This window comes from Rhodoferax sp. (genome assembly GCF_034519335.1).
Classification (GTDB): domain Bacteria; phylum Pseudomonadota; class Gammaproteobacteria; order Burkholderiales; family Burkholderiaceae_C; genus Allorhodoferax.
The window spans coordinates 151,950-172,305 of sequence record NZ_JAXHOL010000001.1 but is presented as its reverse complement, the minus strand read 5'-3'; the positions used below and the strand labels follow the sequence as shown (position 1 = coordinate 172,305).

At 61.5% G+C, this 20,356-nt stretch carries 19 protein-coding genes and 2 pseudogenes; 14 read left to right on the top strand and 7 right to left on the bottom strand.

What is annotated here, in order from left to right:
• The first annotated feature begins 73 nt into the window (after nucleotides 1-73).
• Genes U5O12_RS00910 through U5O12_RS00895 form a run of 4 tightly spaced genes read left to right on the top strand, consistent with a single transcriptional unit; the run spans nucleotide 74 to nucleotide 6,276 of the window.
• Nucleotides 74-2,278, top strand: coding sequence for a TonB-dependent receptor (locus U5O12_RS00910; protein ID WP_322576827.1), 2,205 nt, complete (start codon nucleotides 74-76; stop codon nucleotides 2,276-2,278).
• A 9-nt stretch (nucleotides 2,279-2,287) separates the two neighbouring features.
• Complete coding sequence (locus U5O12_RS00905) at nucleotides 2,288-2,989, top strand: PepSY domain-containing protein (protein ID WP_416221420.1); 702 nt, start codon at nucleotides 2,288-2,290, stop codon at nucleotides 2,987-2,989.
• Nucleotides 2,990-4,102 (top strand): 2Fe-2S iron-sulfur cluster-binding protein, encoded by a 1,113-nt coding sequence (locus tag U5O12_RS00900; RefSeq protein ID WP_322576825.1) that lies wholly within the window; start codon nucleotides 2,990-2,992, stop codon nucleotides 4,100-4,102.
• Nucleotides 4,099-6,276 (top strand): TonB-dependent receptor, encoded by a 2,178-nt coding sequence (locus U5O12_RS00895; protein ID WP_322576824.1) that lies wholly within the window; start codon nucleotides 4,099-4,101, stop codon nucleotides 6,274-6,276. The genes U5O12_RS00900 and U5O12_RS00895 overlap by 4 nt, the downstream gene beginning before the upstream one ends.
• 89 nt (nucleotides 6,277-6,365) lie before the next feature.
• On the opposite strand, the gene U5O12_RS00890 is transcribed toward U5O12_RS00895, so the two are convergent.
• Complete coding sequence (locus tag U5O12_RS00890) at nucleotides 6,366-7,184, bottom strand: hypothetical protein (RefSeq protein ID WP_322576823.1); 819 nt, start codon at nucleotides 7,182-7,184, stop codon at nucleotides 6,366-6,368.
• Nucleotides 7,185-7,335: 151 nt separating this feature from the next.
• Between U5O12_RS00890 and U5O12_RS00885 the strand changes: the two genes are divergently transcribed.
• The 8 genes and pseudogenes from U5O12_RS00885 (at nucleotide 7,336) to hemP (ending at nucleotide 13,295) form a co-directional block, all read left to right on the top strand.
• Nucleotides 7,336-7,551, top strand: a complete 216-nt coding sequence (locus U5O12_RS00885) for a (2Fe-2S)-binding protein (protein WP_322576822.1) — start codon at nucleotides 7,336-7,338, stop codon at nucleotides 7,549-7,551.
• 139 nt (nucleotides 7,552-7,690) lie between these two features.
• On the top strand, nucleotides 7,691-9,967 hold the full coding sequence (locus tag U5O12_RS00880; RefSeq protein WP_322576821.1) for a TonB-dependent receptor: 2,277 nt from the start codon (nucleotides 7,691-7,693) through the stop codon (nucleotides 9,965-9,967).
• A gap of 33 nt (nucleotides 9,968-10,000) precedes the next feature.
• Nucleotides 10,001-10,684, top strand: a complete 684-nt coding sequence (locus tag U5O12_RS00875) for a Fe2+-dependent dioxygenase (RefSeq protein WP_322576820.1) — start codon at nucleotides 10,001-10,003, stop codon at nucleotides 10,682-10,684.
• Between the two features lie 40 nt (nucleotides 10,685-10,724).
• Nucleotides 10,725-11,441, top strand: a complete 717-nt coding sequence (locus tag U5O12_RS00870; protein ID WP_322576819.1) for an energy transducer TonB — start codon at nucleotides 10,725-10,727, stop codon at nucleotides 11,439-11,441.
• 36 nt (nucleotides 11,442-11,477) lie between these two features.
• Nucleotides 11,478-12,083: pseudogene (locus U5O12_RS00865) on the top strand (MotA/TolQ/ExbB proton channel family protein); the annotation flags it as partial.
• Between the two features lie 122 nt (nucleotides 12,084-12,205).
• The gene (locus U5O12_RS00860) at nucleotides 12,206-12,628 is read left to right on the top strand and encodes a biopolymer transporter ExbD (protein ID WP_322576817.1); all 423 of its coding nucleotides are present in this window, start codon (nucleotides 12,206-12,208) and stop codon (nucleotides 12,626-12,628) included.
• Between the two features lie 12 nt (nucleotides 12,629-12,640).
• The gene (locus U5O12_RS00855) at nucleotides 12,641-13,111 is read left to right on the top strand and encodes a hypothetical protein (RefSeq protein ID WP_322576816.1); all 471 of its coding nucleotides are present in this window, start codon (nucleotides 12,641-12,643) and stop codon (nucleotides 13,109-13,111) included.
• Nucleotides 13,104-13,295 (top strand): hemin uptake protein HemP, encoded by a 192-nt coding sequence (hemP, locus tag U5O12_RS00850; RefSeq protein ID WP_322576815.1) that lies wholly within the window; start codon nucleotides 13,104-13,106, stop codon nucleotides 13,293-13,295. Before U5O12_RS00855 ends, hemP begins: the two co-directional genes overlap by 8 nt.
• A 70-nt stretch (nucleotides 13,296-13,365) precedes the next feature.
• Here hemP and U5O12_RS00845 read toward each other — a convergent pair whose 3' ends face one another.
• Entirely contained in the window at nucleotides 13,366-13,773 is a 408-nt protein-coding gene (locus U5O12_RS00845) for a heme-binding protein (RefSeq protein ID WP_322576814.1), read from the bottom strand.
• Nucleotides 13,774-13,960: 187 nt separating this feature from the next.
• Here U5O12_RS00845 and U5O12_RS00840 point away from each other — a divergent pair, with 187 nt between their 5' ends.
• Nucleotides 13,961-14,656 carry a Bax inhibitor-1/YccA family protein gene (locus U5O12_RS00840; RefSeq protein ID WP_322576813.1) on the top strand — a complete coding sequence of 232 codons (696 nt, stop codon included), beginning with the start codon at nucleotides 13,961-13,963 and terminating at the stop codon, nucleotides 14,654-14,656.
• A 106-nt stretch (nucleotides 14,657-14,762) separates the two neighbouring features.
• Nucleotides 14,763-15,113, top strand: coding sequence for a hypothetical protein (locus tag U5O12_RS00835; RefSeq protein WP_322576812.1), 351 nt, complete (start codon nucleotides 14,763-14,765; stop codon nucleotides 15,111-15,113).
• Between the two features lie 34 nt (nucleotides 15,114-15,147).
• On the opposite strand, the gene rlmD is transcribed toward U5O12_RS00835, so the two are convergent.
• From rlmD to surE, 5 genes and pseudogenes are all read right to left on the bottom strand, one after another.
• Nucleotides 15,148-16,662 (bottom strand): 23S rRNA (uracil(1939)-C(5))-methyltransferase RlmD, encoded by a 1,515-nt coding sequence (rlmD, locus tag U5O12_RS00830; protein WP_322576811.1) that lies wholly within the window; start codon nucleotides 16,660-16,662, stop codon nucleotides 15,148-15,150.
• A 115-nt stretch (nucleotides 16,663-16,777) separates the two neighbouring features.
• Nucleotides 16,778-17,812 carry a sigma-70 family RNA polymerase sigma factor gene (locus U5O12_RS00825; RefSeq protein ID WP_322576810.1) on the bottom strand — a complete coding sequence of 345 codons (1,035 nt, stop codon included), beginning with the start codon at nucleotides 17,810-17,812 and terminating at the stop codon, nucleotides 16,778-16,780.
• An 8-nt stretch (nucleotides 17,813-17,820) separates the two neighbouring features.
• Complete coding sequence (locus U5O12_RS00820; protein ID WP_322576809.1) at nucleotides 17,821-18,708, bottom strand: peptidoglycan DD-metalloendopeptidase family protein; 888 nt, start codon at nucleotides 18,706-18,708, stop codon at nucleotides 17,821-17,823.
• A 14-nt stretch (nucleotides 18,709-18,722) separates the two neighbouring features.
• Nucleotides 18,723-19,581: pseudogene (locus U5O12_RS00815) on the bottom strand (protein-L-isoaspartate(D-aspartate) O-methyltransferase).
• Nucleotides 19,578-20,354 (bottom strand): 5'/3'-nucleotidase SurE, encoded by a 777-nt coding sequence (gene surE / locus U5O12_RS00810; protein WP_322576808.1) that lies wholly within the window; start codon nucleotides 20,352-20,354, stop codon nucleotides 19,578-19,580. The pseudogene U5O12_RS00815 and the gene surE overlap by 4 nt, the downstream one beginning before the upstream one ends.
• Nucleotides 20,355-20,356: the final 2 nt, after the last annotated feature.

The following is a 20,356-nucleotide window of genomic DNA, read 5'->3' as shown; positions in this document are numbered from 1 at the left end:
TTACAGAAGCCAGCACAAGCCAGCGTTTGCAAGCCAGTGACTTTTTTATCCAAAACACAAAGGCATATTCAGCATGCGCAGGACACCTCTCGCGCTGGCGCTTGGCATGGCGTGGGGATTGTTTCCCCTGGCTGTGATGGCCCAGCAAAACGCAAACGAAACAAGCGATAGCGCGGCTTCGCCCAAGCCGGTCAAAGTCCTGGCGGAAGTGGTCATCACCGACGTCCGCAGCGCACAGGTAGAACGCAAGAACTCCGAGATTCAAAAGATCGTGATTGCCGAGGAAGACGTGGAGCGCTACGGCGACGCCACCGTGGGCGACGTGCTGCGCCGTCTGCCAGGCATGAGCTTCACCGGCCCGGCCGGAGTAAGCAAAGACGTGCGCATGCGTGGCCTGGACAAGGGCTACACCCAGTTCATGATCAACGGCGAGCCCGTGCCTGGCGCCACCCAAGAGCGCCAGATGCAGGTAGACCGCCTGCCCGCAGACATGATTGAGCGCATCGAGATCATCCGCAACCCCAGCGCCGAATACGACGCAGCGGCCGTGGGCGGCACCATCAACATCGTGCTGAAGAACAAGGCCGAAGACCTGACACGCCTGCGCGCCGCCTATGGCAAAAACGGCAGCATGGATGTGGGCGACGTGGTGGTGCAGTGGAGTCGCCAGTTCGACGACCTGGACGCGGTGCTGGCACTGTCCCACACCGTAGGCGCCGAGGACGTGATCGAAAGCAAGGACACGCTCAATGCCGCTGGAGCCGTCACAGCCCGTGAGTACAAACCCAAGCCCGTCAAGAAGACAGAAACCTTGCTCACGCCGCGTTTGACCTGGCGTCTGGGCCAGGACAGCATTACCTTCGACCCCTTCCTGTCATCCGGCACCGAGGACAAGGTGGAAACCGCCCGTGCACGTACGGCAGCGGGTGTGTTGACCAAGGGTACCGACAAAAACGAAATGAAACGCGACCTGCTGGGGCGCGTGGCCGTGCGCTACGACAGCAAGGCCGACTGGGGCACCTGGCACGCCCGGCTGGGTTCACAGCAAGGCCGCTCCAGCAAAGACGCCTATTCGGTGGAAACCAATGGCACCGGTGTGGTGACCAAACGCACCCAGGAAATCGAGAACATCTACGACGAGCAAACCTACGCCAGTGCTGGCGCCTCCGTGCCCCTGGGTAAACACACGCTCAAAGGCGGCACCGAGTACCGGCTGACTGACTACGAGAAAAACAAGGCTGCGGCAGAGGCCAGCAATGCCACCAACCCGCTGGTGCCCAAGGCCGCAGGTGCCAATGACATCTACACCATCGTGGAGCGCAAGTCTGCGGTGTACCTGCAAGACGAGTGGCGTCTGGCGGACAAGCACTGGCTGACGCCGGGCATACGCTACGAATTCACTGATCGCAATGCCAGCGACCGCACGGGGCTGAGCCGACCGGGCTCACACGTGGCAGCCAACCCGTCTTTGCACTACCGCTGGGAAGTGCAAAAAGACCTGGTTCTGCGCAGCAGCCTGGCCCAGACGCTGAAGCTGCCCAAATTCGACTTCGTCAACCCGCTGGTCACCACCAAGTCGGGTACCGTGGCCGCGCCAGACGAAGCCGGAAATGCAGACCTGCGCCCCGAGCTGGCCACCGGCCTGGAGCTGGGGATAGAAAAGTACTTCAAGGGCAACCGCGGCGTGCTGGGCGCCAACCTGTACCAGCGCGATATCAAGGATTACATCGAAAAAGACACCCGTCTGGAAGGCACGCGCTGGGTCAAGCGCCCTTACAACGCCGGTAAGGCCACGGTCTGGGGCGCGGAGTTCGACATGCGCGTCCCGCTGTTAGACAAAGGCCCGAACGAACTAACACTCACCGGCAACCATTCCGAAATGCGCGGCCAAATCACCAGCGCCGTGAGCGGTCGTACCTACGGCGTCAAAGACATGCCCCCCAGCACCACCAACCTGGGAATGGATTGGCGCCACCGGCCCTCCCGCTGGTCGGCAGGGTTTGCAGTCAACTTCTCGCCGCGCTACACCACCGACAGCGTGAACGACGATGGAGTGCGCGAAGTCAAAACCCGCAACGACGCCACCCAACTCGATGTGTATTTGCTCAAGGTCTTCAGCCCCAAGGCAGAGTTGCGCTTCATCGCCAAGAACCTCTTGTCGGTCAAAAAAGAAGAAAGCACCACCAAGTACAACGCCAACGGCACGTTTAATGCGGGCGAAACCAAGGTGGAAAGCTCGCAGCCCACGCTTTACGTGACCTTTGAAAGCCGTTTTTAGTTTTTCAACCTGCAGGAGACAACCATGAAACACAGCATGCGCAATTGGCACACTTGGGGCAGCCTGGTCTTGGGCGTCCCCCTGTTGTTGGTCGGTCTGACCACTTTCTTTATTGCCCACGACAAGGCGCTGGGCACCAAAGACATCATGCTGCCCATCCAGGGCGCAGGCTACGAAGAAATGGAAATCCGATCCAGCCTGCAGCAAGGCGCTGAGCAGTGGATTGGCACCAAGCAAGGGGTCTTCCGCGTAGAGAATGGCAAGGCGCTGCTCGTCGAAGGTGCCCCCACCGATGAGATCCGCGACATGGTCTCTGCCGGTGACGCCGTGCTGATGGCGGGCAAAAAAGCCCTGTGGCGCATGGAGGGTGCTGCCGCCACCAAGGTGTTCAAAGGCGATTGCTGGCAGGTTGCAGCCCATGCGACCGGTTACTCCGCCGCCTGCAAAGACGTGGGCCTGTTGGCCAGTGCAGATGGCAAAGCCTGGAGCGCGCGCGCCGTGGAGTTTCCCGAAGAAGTGTTGACCGCACTGCCCAAAGGCATGGCACTGTCCAAAGTCATCATGGACATGCACACCGGCAAGCTTTTCTTTGGCAAAGAGTACGAGTGGATCTGGATTGACCTGCTGGGCCTGGCCTGTGTGGCGCTGGGCATTACTGGCCTGGTGATGTGGATGCGCAGCCGACGCCAACGGGCGGGAGTCGCTGGCTGAATGAAGTGGGCCCTACTGCTTCTCTTGCTGGTTTCCGGCGCCGCATTCTTTGGCGCCGTTTTCTTATTGCTGCGCGGCATGTGGTACCGCCCGCAACGGAGCCCCAAGCCCATGCGCTTGGTGGTCGCGTCACGCATCGATGCACCGGGTGACCTCTTCACATTGCGATTGCAACGGCCCGGTCTGGGTAAATTGCGGCCCTTGCCGCGGTTTGCGGCAGGGCAATCTGTTGCCCTGCTGATTCCCGGCGAGCGCCTCAAGCGCCGTTACTCGCTGGCGCGTTGGCAAACACTGCCTTTCACCTACGAAGTCACCATCAAGCGCGAGCCTGACGGACGCTTTTCTCCGCGTCTGTTTGCCCACGCACAAACCGGCGCTGTGCTGGAGGTGGGGCGCCCTGAGGGGCACTTCACGCTGGCCGCCCCAGGCACCCGCACCCGTGCGGTACTGATTGCGGGGGGCGTGGGCATTACCCCCTTGCTGGCCATGCTGGACCAATGGAGCCCGACCCAAAGTGCCTACGCGCAAATGCACCTGTACTGGCAAATCCGCCATGACGACGAGGCCCTGTACCGCGACGCCCTGGTGGCCCTGCAAGCGCGCTGCCCGGCACTGCAGGTCCGCATTCTGGTGTCCCGTCCAGCCCAGGGCGTGGGCCAAAGAATTGGCGTTGATTTGTTGACCCACGAGTTGGGTTCTTTGGCCAACACAGACTTTTACCTGTGCGCCAGCAACGCAATGATGGACAGCATGCTGGAGGCATTGGCTGCGGCAGCGGTGACAGCCGATGCGCTGCACTATGAGCGGTTTGGCTTGGGCCCGACCGACGGTGTGGACGAAGGCTGGCAACTGGCCTTCGGTGGGCAGGACATTTCCGCCGACGGCCACCCCAGCTTGCTGGACGCCATCGAGGCCCAGGGCCTAGACGTGGATGCCGACTGCCGAACCGGCAGCTGCGGACGTTGCCTGCTCGGAGTGGAGGCCGGTGAATTCCGCTACCGCAGCGCCCCCGAATGCACGGTGCCGCCCGCCCACGTGTTGACCTGCTGCGCACTGCCCACCAGCCATATGCGTTTGCGCCCTGCCACTCTCTCCGCGCTGGGTACGTCATGAAACAGCATTCCTGGATATGGCTGATGCTGGGTGGCCTGAGCACCGCTGCCGGGGCCGAGCAGCCAGAGCCCCGCACCCTGCCCGAAGTGGTGGTGCAGGTGAGCCGTGATGATGACTCCCAGCGCCATGACGCATCGGCCACGCGCATCGTGTACGGCCGCGAAGAATTGACCCAGTCCAATGACCTGGCAGTGGGGGATTTTTTGCGCAAGCTGCCGGGTGTTGTTGTGTCCGGCGCGCCTGGCAAGGGGCGTGAGGCGCGCATGCGAGGCATGAAGGGCTACACCCAGATCCTGATTGACGGAGAAAAAACCGGTGGCGGTAAAGACCGATCGGTCGATGTGGACCAACTGCCCCTGGAGCTGATTGAGCGCATCGAGATCATTCGGACCCCCACTGCGGACATGCCCAATGAGGGCATTGCGGGCACCATCAACATCGTGATGCGCGAGGCGCCAGAACAAGCGCAGCGTTCGGTACGCCTGGCCAGCGGCTGGAGCCAGAGCGAAGGTGGCGAGGCCACACCGCTGCAAATAAGCGGTCTGTGGGGGGATCGAACCGACAGCGGCCGCTGGTTGCTCAACGCCAGTTATACGGAACGCACAGAGCCCTCTGGCACCCACACCCAGGTGCGCGAGTTCGATGCCACTGGTACAACCACCGCCCGACGCGAGGAAATCAGCCAAGAGCAACTAATCAATCGCGAACTCAACCTGGCCCCACGCTGGGATTGGCGTGATGGCAGCGACCGCTTCAACATCGCCCCCATGCTCCAACTGCAGGACAACAGCCGCGCGCTGCAACGCCAACGCTGGAATGGCAGCGGCGCCGACTTCGCCAGCATGGCCCCTAACGGGCAGGTGCAAGAGGCCGAGAACAAAAACCAAACCGCGCTGCATGTGCGGGGCGGTTGGCGGCGGCGGCTGGCCAACAGTGGTGAGCTCAGCATGGATGTCTCGACCCGGCTGGGTGAGCAAACCACCCGGTCGCTGGGACGTGAATGGGATGCTGCAGGAAGCCTGACGCAGACCACCACCGACCAGATTGACGCCCGGGAGCAGTCCTACCGCTGGTCGCTCAAGGGCATGCACCCGGTGGCCGACTTGCACTTGCTGAGTTGGGGCCTGGAAAACGATGGCAAGCGGCGCGTGGATGAGCGTGTTCGGCTGGAAAATGGGGTGCCCGTAACCACCGACGTAGGAGACACCCTGACGGTACGCGAACAGCAGTGGACCGGCTTTGCGCAAGACGAGATCGAACTCTCAGAATCACACACGCTGGTGGGCGGCGTGCGCTTGTCGCAACTGCGCAGAACGTCAGAAGCTGCCAATGGCGTACGTGAGAGCAACAGCCTGAGCTGGAGCCCTTCGCTGCACCACCGCTGGCGTGTGGCTCCGGGCCACTTGGTGCGCAGCAGCATCAGCCGCTCCGTCAAGTTGCCCCGTTTTGATGATTTATCACCGCAGGTACGGATAGCCACGGGCACCGGCCCTGGCGGCTTCAACAACCCGGACAAGGCGGGCAACCCCGAGCTGCGGCCTGAGCAGGCCACCGCCTTGGAGGTGGGATGGGAAAACGCCCTGCCCGCACGCGCAGGAACCCTTGGAGCCAACCTCTTCTGGCGCGACATCCAAGAGCTGGTGGAAAAACGCAAGACCCTGGAAAGTGGCCGCTACATCGAACGCCCCTACAACAGCGGCGCAGCCCTGGTGTGGGGCCTGGAGCTGGACGGGCGCGCGCGGCTTGACGCCTTGGGGCTGGACACGCTGACGCTGCGAGGCAACTACACCCGCTTGTATTCCCAGGTCCGAGACAGTACGACCCACGCGCTGCGGCGCATGAAAGAGCAGCCCGACTACATCGTCAACTTGGGGCTGGAGTGGCGCCTGCCCACCCACCAACTGACGTTGGGGGGCAGCTACAACTACGTGCCGCTGCTGGTGCGTGACCCGAGCACCCAAGAGACAGAGTCTGCGCAACGGCAGGTTGACCTGTATGCGCACCGGCAACTGAACCACCAATTGGGCTTGCGTGTCTCCATTGCCAATCTGCTGCAGCCAGAGCGCGTGATTCGCAAGCCTACTTTTGACGCCGCAGGCGTCCTCAATGGTGAAAGCCAGGAAACCGCCCGTGGCGCCCGGCAGATTTATGTGACGCTGGAAGGCAAGTGGTAGGCTCTTGGGCAACAAAACGCTATACTTTTAATAGCTTCTTGCGCAATATCCACGGCGTCTAGAGCCTTAATTGACACTCAACCCAGAGTTCAACGCACAGGTACCGCAGGCTTCAAGACCGGCGCTAACTTGTACTCCACCAACGTCTCTCGGCGGATCTGCTCCAGCACGCCGTCGGCCTTCATCTTCTTCAGGGTGGTTTCGATCTGCGGCACCAGCGCCACGTGTTTGCGCTGCAGGTAGAAATAGAGCGGAATCGCCTCGCCCACCGAAAACAGCTTGATGGGCGGCGGCAGGCCCGCCAGCTCGGCACTGCCGGCATCCGACAGCACCGCCACATCAATGCCACAGTGCACATCGTTGCGGCCCATCTGCAGCAGGCTCAGCGCGTTGACGGTGGTGGTCACATCCACCACGCGCTGTGGCGGCAGCAAGCTTTGCAGCAGGCGCTCGCACTCCACCACGCCGCGCGTGAAGTTGACCGACAGGCCAGAGTCTGCCAACTGGTCCAATCGCTGCAACTGGGGTCTGGGGTGAATCGACCACAGGCCAAAGCCAATGGTCATGATGGGCTCGTCCACCCGCACCAGCCCCGGCTGGCTGTCGGCAAATGCCAAGGGGCGCGCCACGTCGCCGTCTATGCGGTCTGAGGCCAGCTCCATCGTGAGCCGGGCCGTGGGCGTCACTTTGATATCCAGGGGGATGCCCAGGCGCCGAAACAACTCCTGGTAAGTGCGCCGCAACATCCGCCCGGCGTAGCTACCGTCGGGACGCGACGTCCCCAGCACCATCACCGGCGGTGTTTCTGCATGCACGGGGCAGGTCGGCAACAAGGCCCAACCGGCCAGCGCGGCGCACAGCCAAGACCTGAGTTGGCCTCCAGCCCTCCTTGTACCAGGCGGGTTCATGAAGACTCCAATCACAACGACGAAGCCCAGTATGGCACCAGCCTGCTTCACACAGGGCACACATGAATGACATATTTCTTCACGCAGAATACAAATAGGACAGATTCTCATTTAGAATTCATCCATCAACATCAGCTCCATCCGATTTGCCATGATTGTTTGCGTTTGCCGCCGTGTGTCCGAGAAAGAGATTGCTCTGCACGCCAGCGAGGGCATGGGTTTTGACGACATCCAGTTTGAACTGGGCGTAGCCACGCAGTGCGGCAAGTGTGAAGACTGCGCACGCGAAGTGATCGACAAATGCCACGCCAAAGCCAGCATCGCCCAGCACGGCTGGATGCCGATTGCCGTGTCCATGTCCCGCTAAATCGGTCCCTTTTTTTTGATAGTAAACAATAACGATTCTTGTTTACGAGGTTTTTTAATCCCTGCAGCAAGCCACACCTGGATGCCCCACGGCAGCCATGACATAGCCAGCCAGCCCTCAACCCTGAAGACTAAGCGCCATGCCATCACTTGCTCCTGCTTTCGCTCGCCCCTCTCCCATCTACACCGCACCACTGCTGCCCCTAGGCGCCATGCTGCTTGCAAGCGCCGGCAGCGCGCTGGCGCAGCAAGCCAATGAGGCGGAGGTGAAATCCCTCAAGCCCGTCACCATCACCGAAAAAGCTGAGGAGGCGCAAGGCAAGGATGCACTGAGGGCCACCACCACCACCATCGGTAAAGGCAAGCAAGAGTTACGCGACATCCCCCAGTCCATCACGGTCGTCACCGAAAAGCTGATTGATGACCGCAATCTGGACACGCTCAAGGATGTGTTACACAACACCGCTGGCGTGACATTCCTGGCAGCCGAAGGTGGAGAGGAGGACATCCGCTTGCGTGGCTTTTCGCTTGCTGGAACTGGTGACATCTTCGTGGATGGCATGCGCGACCCTGCCTTCTACGATCGAGATACTTTCGGCAATGACCGTATCGAACTATTGCGTGGCTCGGCCTCGATGTTGTTCGGCCGCGGCTCCACCGGTGGCGCCGTGAACCAAGTGTCCAAGAAGCCACATGCTATGGACTCAAACGAAATCAGCACCACGTTGGGCAGCTACAACTTTCGACGTGTCACTGGCGATTTCAATATCCGCACAGGAGAGGATGCAGCACTGCGCATCAACGCGATGGCCACCAAAGCGGACAACAACGGTGCGGGCAGCAGCATTGATAAAAAAGGGCTTGCCGCGGCCTACCGATTTGGGATCGGGACTGCGGATGAGTTCGCGCTGGAGCTGTACTCACTCAAAAACAACAATGGCATGAATTACGGCATGCCTTGGATCAAGCCGACATCTAGCGCCCCCGCCTCGACGTCGATGATGCTACCGATCAGCCCCGATAGCTATTACGGCTTGGCAAGTGATTACAACAAGAGCAGTGCCGACACTTTCGGGATGAGCCATATCCATCGGTTTGAAGACGATGGCGAACTAAAGACGCAGGTCAAACGTGGCACCTATGATCGCGACCAGCGTGCAGGTACAGTCCGCTTCACGGGTAACACAACCGGGCTAAATAACTTTGGTCCGAATACATCGATTACCCGTGGTACACAAATCAAGATGCAAGACTTGGACAACCTGATTGTTCAGTCGGACTACAGCAAAAAATTTGAGGCCTTGGGTTTTAAACATGAGGTGCTCACAGGCGTTGACTTGAACAGTGAACGCAAGCGCGTTTACTCTTTCAACCCTGGTGTTACCAACGCACAGTCAGCTGCCTACCTTGCTGCGATTGGGTTGACAAAACCGACAACCTCTATAGGCGCAGAAAATGATGGCGCATCAATCAATGAAGCTTCACGTCGACGCTTCTTGACGAGTGAATACGACTCCTCCGGTTTCGGTGTTTACCTTCAAGACATGGTGCAAATTGCCCCCCAGTGGAAGCTGCTCGGTGGCCTCCGTTATGACAACATGACGGGCAACTACTACACCCACAACCACACCTATTCAGGTGCGGGTGGATACAGTGGCATCACAAAAACTGGCATCTCGTCTTACCAGATGACCGTTGCGGGCTGGAGCCAACGCGTGGGGGCCCTTTATCAGCCCAACGACCTTCAGTCGTATCACGTGTCGCTCGGAAGTTCCTTCAACACATCCGCCGACGCCTATTCCCTGTCGGCCAGCAACACGAATACACCGCCTGAGCAAAGCTATAACTTTGAAGTAGGCGCGAAGCTGGACTCAGCTGACAAACGCGTCACAACTCGCTGGGCAGCGTTTTACTCCGTTAAGTTGCACGAACGCAATACTGATCCACTGCAACCAGGCGTGACTGTGCTGTCCGGACGCAGACACGCCTCAGGCATGGAACTAGACATCACAGGTCGTATTAGTCCGAAATGGGAAATTTACGGCTCCTACATGTGGATGCCGGATGCGTTGATTGATGTGGGGGGACAAGGCGCAGAAGCAGCTGGAGCACGTCCATCGCTGACCCCAGTGCATAGCGGTACTGTTTGGAGTACATACCAAGCCACGACACAGTTGCGGGTCGGAGCAGGTGTGAACTTTCGTAGTGAACAAACCCCCAACCGGAACCCAGGATTCGCAGCCCCTGGCTATGCAACACTGGATTTGATGGGCGAATACCAATTCAATGAGCGTATGGTGCTCAAAGTCAACCTGAACAATGCGTTGGACAAGCTTTATGCAGACGCGCTGTACAGCGGTCACTATATTCCTGGCGCTGGCCGCAACATCCAGGCCACTCTGAACGTCAAGTTCTAAAGCCTTCCTCCAACCCTGAGCCCTGCCGCTACCATGCTCCTGCACTTGCCCGACATCCTGTCCGCCGACGAAGTCGCCCAGGCCCAAGCCTTGCTGGCTGTGGCGCCGTGGGCGGACGGGCGCAAGGGCACGGGGGAGCTGGCGCGACAGGTCAAGAACAACGAACAGTTGGACCACGACTGCGAGGCAGCACGCAGCATCCGCACGATGGTGATGCGTGGGTTGGACCGCAGCCCCACATTTTTCTCGGCGGCGTTGCCCAAAAAGGTATTTCCGCCGCGCCTGAACCGCTATGGCGGTGACAGCAATTTCTATGGCAACCACATCGACGGTGCCGTGCGCTACCTGCCGGATGGCAGCGGGCGTTTGCGTACCGATGTGTCGTGCACCATTTTTCTGTCGGACCCGCAAGACTATGACGGTGGCGAACTCTGCATTGCCGACACCTACGGTGAACAAACTGTCAAGCTACCAGCCGGCCACGCCGTGCTGTACCCCGGCACCAGCCTGCACCAGGTCAAACCCGTCACCCGGGGTACCCGGTTGGCGTGCTTTTTTTGGATTGAGAGCCTGGTGCGCAGCGACGAGCAACGCCGCATGTTGTACGAGCTGGACATGAACTTGCTGGCTCTGCGTCAACAACATGGCGACAACGCCCACACCACTGCGCTGACTGGCGTGTACCACAACATGCTGCGCATGTGGGCCGACACCTGAGCCTGCCGACGCAACCACCGATTTGCCGCCCTCCTTCACAATGTCCACTTCCGCTTTGCCCCGCCCCAGCGCCCTGCCCTCCATGAGCCGCAACACCACCATCGTTATCAGCGTGATTGCCCTGCACGTGGCGGTGCTGTGGGCCATGCAGACCGGCTTGCTGCGCCGTGTGGCCGAAGCCGTGGTGCCGGCCGAAATCTTGGTAGAGATCATGGCCCCGCCGGCGCCACCTGCGCCAAAGCCCAAGCCACAGCCCCAACCCAAGGTGCAAGTGAAGGCGCCCACGCCCAAACCCGTCGCCCCCACTCCCACGCCGCCCGTAGCGCAGCCCGCGCCCACACCGCTGGCGATCGCCCCGTCTGCCACGGCCCCTGCGCCCTCTGCCGCTGCCCCCACCGCAGTCGCTGGCGCCACCACCAGCGCCAACTCGGGCAGCACATCCAACGCGCCAGTAGCACCGCCAGCCCCCCCCAAGGTGGAGATGCCATCCAGCGATGCGGCCTACCTCAACAACCCCAAGCCCCAGTACCCGGCCCTGAGCAAACGCCTGCATGAGCAAGGCAAGGTCGTCGTGCGGGCACTCATCGGCACCGACGGCCAGGCCTCGCAAGCCTCCGTCAAAACGTCCAGCGGCTTCGAGCGCCTGGACCAGGCCGCCGTCAACACCGTTCTCAAATGGCGCTACGTGCCGGGCAAACGCGGTGGCGTGCCCGAGGCCATGTGGTTTGACGTACCCGTGAACTGGGTACTGCAGTAGTTCAATTTTTTCTGAATCTTTTTAGTGGAGTAGTACATGGAATCGCAACTCGGACTCGTCACCCTCTGGACCCAAGGTGATTGGGTCACCAAAGCCGTCGCTGTGCTTTTGCTCGGCATGTCCTTGGCTTCGTGGATCGTGATCCTGATCAAGGCGCTGGACATCCTCAAGTTCAAGTCGCTGAGCCAGCGCACCGAAACTTTCTGGCACAGCGAAGACTTTTCTGCGGGCATGAAGGCCCTGGGCCCCCAACAAGACAACCCCTTTGTGCAGTTGGCCCAGGCCGGCCAAGAAGCCACGGCCCACCACCGCAACACCCAAACCCAGCTGCACGACGCGCTGGACATCAGCGACTGGATCAGCCGCTCCCTGCGCAACAGCATTGACGACAGCACAGCGCGCTTCCAAAGCGGTCTGGCCATCCTTGCCTCGGTGGGCTCCACCGCCCCATTTGTGGGCTTGTTTGGCACCGTGTGGGGCATCTACCACGCGCTCATGGGCATTGGCGCCGCCGGTTCGGCCACCATCGACAAGGTGGCTGGCCCTATTGGCGAAGCGCTGATCATGACGGCGCTGGGCCTGGCGGTGGCCATCCCAGCCGTGCTGGGCTACAACGCGCTGGTGCGTGGCAACAAATCCATCCTGACCAAGCTCAACCGCTTTGCCCATGACCTGCACGCCTACTTTGTGACGGGCGCCCGCGTGGGTGCACACCACAAGGCCGATGGCAAGGTCGTTGCCATGAAGAAGGCGTAAGGCGGCGTATGGCTTTTGGAATGCAAGACACCAGTGCGGACGGCGACACCGAGGTGATGAACGAGATCAACATGACGCCCTTGGTGGACGTGATGCTGGTGTTGCTGATCATCTTCATCATTACCGTGCCCGTGATGAAACACGCAGTGAATGTGGAACTGCCCACCGCCACCAGCCAGCCCCAAAACACCAAACCCGAAACCATTCAGCTCAGCGTGGATGCCCAGGGTGCCTACTTCCTGAACCAGAACCCGGTGGCGCCAGACAGCCTGCCCGCCGTGCTGCAGGCCGAGGCCGCCAAAGACCCACAACCCGAGCTGCACATCCGTGGTGACAAGGCGGTGCGTTACGAGTTTGTGGCACAGGCCATGGGCGCGGCACAAGTGGCCGGGCTGCGCAAGATAGGTTTCATCACAGAACCCAAGCCCTGAGGCAAGGCCCCGATGCTGCTCACGCTGAAAACCCGGTTTGCCTGCACGGCCGAGCGCTGCTTTGACGAGGTGCAAACCACCCGCTTGCTGCTGCACATTGCGCAGCCGCTGCTGCACTTCACGCCGATTGATCCGCCGCAACTCCCCGGGCGCTGGGAGGAACGTGAGTACAAGGTGGCCATGCACTTGCTGGGTTTTCTGCCGCTGGGGCAGCAGATGGTGCGAATCTCCGGCCAGGACCACACGCAGCGGGACGGACGTTTCTCGGTCGAGTTGCGCGACAACGGTTCGGGTACGCTGATCTCGCGCTGGGACCACCGCATCTTCATCCAGGCGGCAGACCAGGGCTGTGACTACACCGACCAGGTGGACATCCAGGCTGGGCTGCTTACGCCTCTGGTATGGCTGTTTGCCTGGGGCTTTTACAAGCACCGCCAACGGCGTTGGCAACAGCTGGTGAGCCGGCGTTTCTCGTATGCCTAGCGCCCCCAGCCACCCCGGTGGGGCTCCACCCGCACCGCCCGCACCGCCGCCCAAGGCTGCATCGCAAGAGGTATTGCACTCCAGCGCACTGCTCGGCCCACGCCAGGCCATCGAGATTGAGCACAACGGCCAGCGTTACCGCCTGCAAAGCACCAAGTCGGGTAAGCTCATCCTCACCAAATAGGCGTAAAAATAGCTGCTAGCGCACATCCACAGTGCGCGAGCAGCTATCGTTTTAATAGCAACGCAGCGTATTACAGGCCAATGGCGGCAATCCCTGCCTTGGCAATCTGGGCGTCCTCGTTGGACTTCACACCGCTCACGCCCACCGCCCCCAGGCACTGGCCATCTTTGAGAATGGGCACCCCCCCCTCCAGCATGCCTTCCAGGTTGGGCGCGCTCAAGAAGGACACACGGCCACCGTTGATCATGTCTTCGTAGACCTTGCTCTCACGGCGGCCCATGGCGGCCGTGCGGGCCTTGGCCGGGGCAATGTGGGCCGAGATAGGGGCGGCGCCATCCAGGCGCTGGAAGGACAGCAGGTGGCCGCCATCGTCCACGACGGCAATGCTTACGGCCCAATTGTTTTTCAGGGCTTCGGCTTCGGCCGCAGCGGCAATGGCTTTGACATCGGCGAATTCGAGTACAGATTTGGTTTTCATGGCGGGCCCTGACGGTTAAAAATGGGGAAAACCCCAAGCATACCGTTTGCCAAGACGGCATTGGCCGCACCAAGCGCAGAACAGCCCTGCACAAAACCCGGCCAATCACAGGGCCAAATGCGGCGCACGCCTTGTTATTCCCTAGAATGTCCGCATCTGCAAACTGCAGTAACAAGGAGCAATGACTATGACCGATCGCATAACCACCATGGGCCACAGCCTGGGCTATGGCGCATCTTCCGCACAGCGCAACAAAGTGCTGCGCAACACCTACTGGCTGCTCGCCCTGAGCCTGGTCCCCACCGTATTGGGCGCCTGGGTTGGCGTGGCCACCGGCATTACCCAGTCGCTGGGCGGCATCATGGGCATGGTGGTGTTTTTGGCCGGCGCGTTCGGCTTCATCTACGCCATCGAAAAGACCAAAAACTCTGCTGCCGGTGTGCCCGTGCTGCTGGGCTTCACCTTCTTCATGGGCCTGATGCTGTCGCGCCTGATCGGCCACGTGCTGGGCTTCAGCAACGGCTCCCAACTCGTATTCACCGCCTTTGGTGGTACTGCTGGCGTGTTTTTGGTGATGGCCTCGCTGGCCAGCGTCATCAAGCGTGACCTGTCTGGCATGGGCAAGTGGCTGTTTGTCGGCGTGATTGTGTTGCTGGTGGGTGGCGTGATCAACGCCTTTGTGGGCTCTACCGCCGGCATGATGGCCATGTCCATGGCCGCCATCGGCATCTTCAGCGCCTACATGCTCTACGACATCAAGCAGATCATTGATGGCGGCGAAACCAACTACATCAGCGCCACCCTGGCCCTGTACCTGGACATCATCAATGTGTTCCAGAGCCTGTTGGCCCTGCTGGGCATCTTTGGCGGCGAACGCGACTAAGCTTGCCAAGCCCCTGCAAACCAAGGCCCTTCGGGGCCTTTTTGCATGGGGCGCTCAATAACGCGCAAAATCAGCCGATAAATGACCTAGACCACTTTTTGCATCCATGTATCTGCGCTTACTCCCCATCGCCCTCACCTTGCTGCTGGCCGGCTGCGACCTGGAGACCTTGCTGGCAGACCCGCGCGTGGCCCAGCGCGAGGCCGATGCCAAGGCCATAGGTAGCGCCTGCCGCCATGGACTGCGCAGCATTGAAGACTGTTATGCGCTGAACGAAAAAGCCTCCAAGGCTGCGGTGTTTGCAGGCTGGAAAGACATGGACCAGTACATGCGCGACAACAAAATCGAGGGCATTGCCCCCGTGGGCGCCAAACCACCCCAGCCCCAAGAAGAGATCGTCACCGAGACCAAAGAAGAAAAGACCAAGCCCGCCGCCAAAGCCAGCGGCAAGTCCTGATCTTTTGCCCAGATGGCTGGCGCGGTATAGCGGCTCAGTCCGCCAGCTCAAATACCGCAATACTCTCCACGTGCGCCGTGTGGGGGAACATGTTCACCACGCCCCCTTTGGTACAGCGGTAGCCCGCTTCGGTCACCAATACACCCGCATCGCGCGCCAGCGTGGCCGGGTTGCAGCTCACGTAGACAATGCGCCGGGGCGGTGTCCAGCCCTTGCGCAGTTCGGGCTGCTGGTGCAAGGCGGCCAGCGCCTGCACCAGGGAGAACGCGCCTTCGCGTGGGGGATCCACCAGCCATTTGTCGGCCGCGCCGTCGCCAATCAGCAGCTCTGGCGTCATTTCAAACAAGTTGCGCGCTACAAATTTAGTAGCTGCTAGCGCAGGTTTTACGGGGGCTAGAGGGCCATTTGACTCTGAATTGGCAGCTGTGTTGAGCGCCAGGTTCTCGCGCGAGCGTGCCACCAGCGCCTCGGCCCCCTCCACCCCCAGCACTTCACGCGCTTGCGTGGCCAGCGGCAGCGTGAAGTTGCCCAGGCCGCAGAACCAGTCAATCACGCGCTCGGTCTTCTGCACCGCCAGCAGACCCAGCGCGCGCGACACCAGCACGCGGTTGATGTGCGGGTTCACCTGGGTAAAGTCGGTGGGGCGAAATGGCATGGTGATGCCGAAGTCGGGCAGCTGGTAGGCCAGTTGGCCCGTGGTGTGGCCCGGCAGCTCGTCCAGGCGGTGCACGGTGTCCAGCCCCTTGGGCTGCAGCCACCATTGCAGGCCAGGGTTGATGGCCGCAAACTGGCGCAGGCGGTTCAGGTCGCCGTCGGACAGCGGCTCCAGGTGGCGCAGCACCATGGCAATCACCTCGCCCGCGCCACCATTGGCACCGGCGGTGGGCGCCATATCGCCCATGGCCAGCTCGATTTGCGCCAGCGTCTCTTTCGCGTCCATGGACTCGATCAGGCGGCGCAGCGGCACCAGCATGGCGCTCACATGGGGGGCCAGCACATGGCATTCCTTCATGTCGGCCACGTAGCGGCTCTTGCGCTCATGAAAACCGATCAGCACCTGACCCTTCTTGCGCACGTGGCGCACCGACAGGCGGGCGCGGTAACGGTAGCCCCAGGCCGGGCCTTCGATGGGGCGCAGGATGTTGTCGGGCTTGACCTTGCCGATGTGCCAGAGGTTGTCCTCCAGCACGCGCTGCTTCACCGCCACCTGGGCGCTCACATGCAGGTGCTGCATCTTGCAGCCGCCACAGGCACCTTCGTGCAGGCCAAAGTGCGGGCAGGCCGGGCGCACGCGCTGGGAGGATTCCTGGTGAATCTCGGTCAGCGTGCCTTTCTCAAAGCTGCTTTTGCTGCGGTGGATCTGCGCGCTCACCACCTCAAAGGGCAGCGCACCGTCAATAAACACCACCTTGCCATCGGGCCGGTGGGCTACGCCCTGGGCTTCCAGGTCCAGGGATTTGACGCGCAGCCAGCCTTCGGGCAGTACGGCTTCGGTGGAAGTTGGGGGGGAGATGGGGGACAGGGTGTCTGGGGGAATAACGTCGCTCATGCCTGAATTGTCTCAGGTCAGTGAAAGGGCAATTCTTCGCCGGGCCGCCCCAAGAAGAATTAGCCCCCTCGGGGGGCAGCGACCTGCGCAGCGGCGGAGCGTGGGGGCCACAGGGTCACATCAAAAACTCGCGCTTGATGCCGCGGCGGGCCAAGTGGCGTTTGAGTTTGAACAGCGCTTCGTTCTGCACCTGGCGCACCCGCTCCCGCGTCAGGCCCAAACGGTTGCTCAGGACATCCAGCGTTTCGGGCTCACGGTCGTGCAAGCCGAAGCGGCCTTCCAGAATTTCGCGCTCGCGTGGCGACAGCGTGGCAATCCACTCCTCCAGCAGAACATCCACTTCGTGGGCATGGGCCTGCGCTTGCGGGTCTAAGGCCAGCTCGTCCACCAAGCTGTCTCCCAGCGAATGCTCGTCACCGCCCGGGTCCAGCGTGGCATCGAGTGAGCGTGGCGCCTCCGACATGGCCAACAGGTCGGCCACATCGGGTGCCTCACGTCCCAGCAGCGCGGCAATGTCTTCCACCCTGATGCCTTCGGGCCGCTGCGCCACCAGCGCCGCATCGTTTTCCAGCGCCCGGCGTGCGCGCAGCACCTGCTGCACCTCGCGCACCACGTTCACCGGCAGGCGCACCGCCCTGCCCTGGTACATCAGCGCCCGGTCTACCGACTGGCGTATCCACCAGGTGGCGTAGGTGGAGAAACGGAAGCCGCGTTCGGGCTCAAACTTGTCGATGGCGTGCATCAGACCCAGGTTGCCCTCTTCGATCAGGTCGGACATGGGCACACCGCGCCCGTGGTAACCCTTGGCAATACTGACCACCAAGCGCAGGTTGTGCTCGATCATGCTTTGGCGGGCCGCGAAGTCACCCGCGCGGGCACGCGCAGCCATGTCGAACTCTTCTTCGGGGGTGAACAGGGTGGTGCGCCGCACGCCACGCAGGTACACGGCCAGCGCATCGGCCACCTCCTCGCCGGCAGAGGGCGCCACGGCCTCGGCCGCCCAGCCTTCGGGCGCCTGATTTGCTACGTTTTCAGGAGCTGTTCGCGCAGATTCCATGCGCCCTACGGGCATGTTTGATGCCCAATCTCCGCCCGCTGGGTTCGGACGGGCTAGAGCGTCATCCGGTGCGGGAGAGCGGGGCTTTTTCATGGGAGCCTCTATCTGGCGGGGAGGTACTTGGCCGGGTCCACCGGCTTGCCTTGCCGGCGTACCTCAAAGTGCAGCTTCACACGGTCTGCGTCGCTGCTGCCCATCTCGGCAATTTTCTGGCCCTTTTTCACCGTCTGGTCTTCCTTGACCAACAACGTCTGGTTGTGGGCGTAGGCGGTGAGGTAGGTGTTGTTGTGCTTGAGGATGATCAGGTTGCCATAACCCCGCAGGCCGGCACCGGCGTACACCACCTTGCCTTCGCCAGCGGCCAGCACCGGATCGCCAGCATTTCCACCAATGTCCAGGCCTTTGTTCTTCACTTCGTCAAAACCCGCGACCACCGGGCCATTGCCAGGCCAGATCCAGGCCAGCTCATCCTCACCCGAGGCGGCAGCAACAGGCGCTGGGGTGCTGGGCGTCGATGTGGCCGCAACGGGGGTAGACGCCGCTTTGGCAGGGGCCGACGCCGCAGACGATGCGGCACCCGCAGCGGGCAGCGTGGTCGTGGTGGCCGAAGAGCTGGCCACGGGCTTGGCAACCGCCACCGTGTCTGCGACAGGCGGCACCACGCGCAGCACCTGGCCGACTTCAATCTTGTCGGGGTTATCCAGCGCGTTCCAGCGCGCTATGTCTTTGTGGCCCTGGCCGGTTTCCAGGCCAATGCGCATGAGGGTGTCACCGGGCTTGACGGTGTAGTAGCCCGCCTTGCCTGCGTTCTCAAACCCTGGGGGTTGCTTCACGGCCTGGGTGCGAGGATCACTCACCGTGCCGGTCTTGCCCGCGGAACTGCCGCGGTCCTCCACCGGTGCACGGTTCACAGACGTAGAGCTGCAACCGGACAGGACCACCACAGCCACACAGGCCCCGGCCAACGCTAAACGACGCACACCAAACATATGTTTATTTCCCTTCAGGCAATGCCCGATTTTAGGGGGACAAAATGCACGGCCTCCAAAAGCGTCTGGCGCACCCCTTGCTGCGTCTTGTCCAGCACCAGCAAGGCCTGCGCACCACCGCCCGGCAACCACAGGCGCCACCAGACGTCCGCCTACGGCCAACTGTTCCACCCATGCCTGCGGTATGGCTTCGCCGCCGGCCGCCGCAATGATGCCGGCATAGGGTGCCCCCTTGGCGTACCCTAGCATGCCATCCCCAAACAACAGATGCACATTCGGCAGACGCAGGTGGCGCAGGTTCTCACGCGCCTTGTCATGCAGGCCACGCAGGCGCTCGATGCTGTACACCTCGTCGGCCACCAAGCTCAGCACAGCGGCCTGATATCCGCATCCCGTACCAATCTCCAGCACCCGGCCCACACGGCCGGTGGCACCGTTGCGCAGTAGCTCGATCATGCGCGACACCACACCGGGCTTGGAAATCGTTTGTCCCAGCCCAATCGGCAGACTGGTGTCCTCATACGCCTGGTTGACCAGCGCGCTGTCCACAAAACGGTGCCGTTCAATGGCCCCCATGGCGCCCAGCACCAGTGGGTCAGTCACACCTTGCCCGGCCAGCTTTTGCACCATGCGCTGACGTACGGCCTCGGAATCCATGCCATGGCCCAGGGGTACGTGCGGCAGGGGGGTGTTATTGGGTTTGATGCGTGCGGTTGGCACCACTACGGGCTTAGCGGGCGCAGCCTGCACACCCGTCTTGGGCAGTGGCTTGGCTACAGCCCCCCCAATGCTGGCAACGACTCCATGCGGGTTAGGCCGCGTTTTGGCCAGCGTGGCATCCAGACGGGCGGGGAACGATGGGCGAGGCTTCATGCAAGAGCCGTCGGGTGCTGTGCCAGACGAGACGCGGTTTGCGCCCAGTAGCCCAGGTTGTCGTGGTCGGTCAGATCCACTTTCAGCGGCGTAATGGCCACATGGCCCTGGGCCGTGGCGTGGAAGTCGGTGCCGTCGGCATCGTCCATGACCGGGCCCGCCGCACCGATCCAGTACATGGTTTCTCCGCGCGGGCTTTGTTGTTGAATCACCTTTTCCGCCGCGTGGCGTCGGCCCAGGCGGCACAACTTCGCTGCACCGATCTGGTCAAACGGCAAGTTGGGAATGTTGACGTTGAGCAGCCAGGGCTTGGAGGTGATGAGCTGTTGCTGCTGCATGGAGAGCACCAATTCACGCGCTTTTTGGGCAGCAGAGGCCAGTTGCACCCAGTCTTTCTCCACCTGCGAAAAAGCAATCGCAGGAATGCCGAACAAAAACCCCTCCATGGCCGCGCCCACGGTGCCAGAGTAAATGGTGTCGTCACCCATGTTGGCACCGTTGTTGATACCCGACACGACCAGGTCAGGCCGGTAGTCCAGCAGGCCGCTCAACGCAATATGTACGCAGTCGGCAGGGGTACCGTTGACATAGCGAAAGCCGTTGGCTGCACGATGCACATACAACGGGGAATGCAGGGTGAGTGCGTTCGATTTGGCGCTGTTGTTTTGCTCAGGGGCAATCACCTCCACCTGGGCGATGTCTTTGAGTGCTTCATACAGCGCCACGATACCGGGGGCCTGGAAGCCGTCGTCGTTGGAAATCAGGATTTTCATAA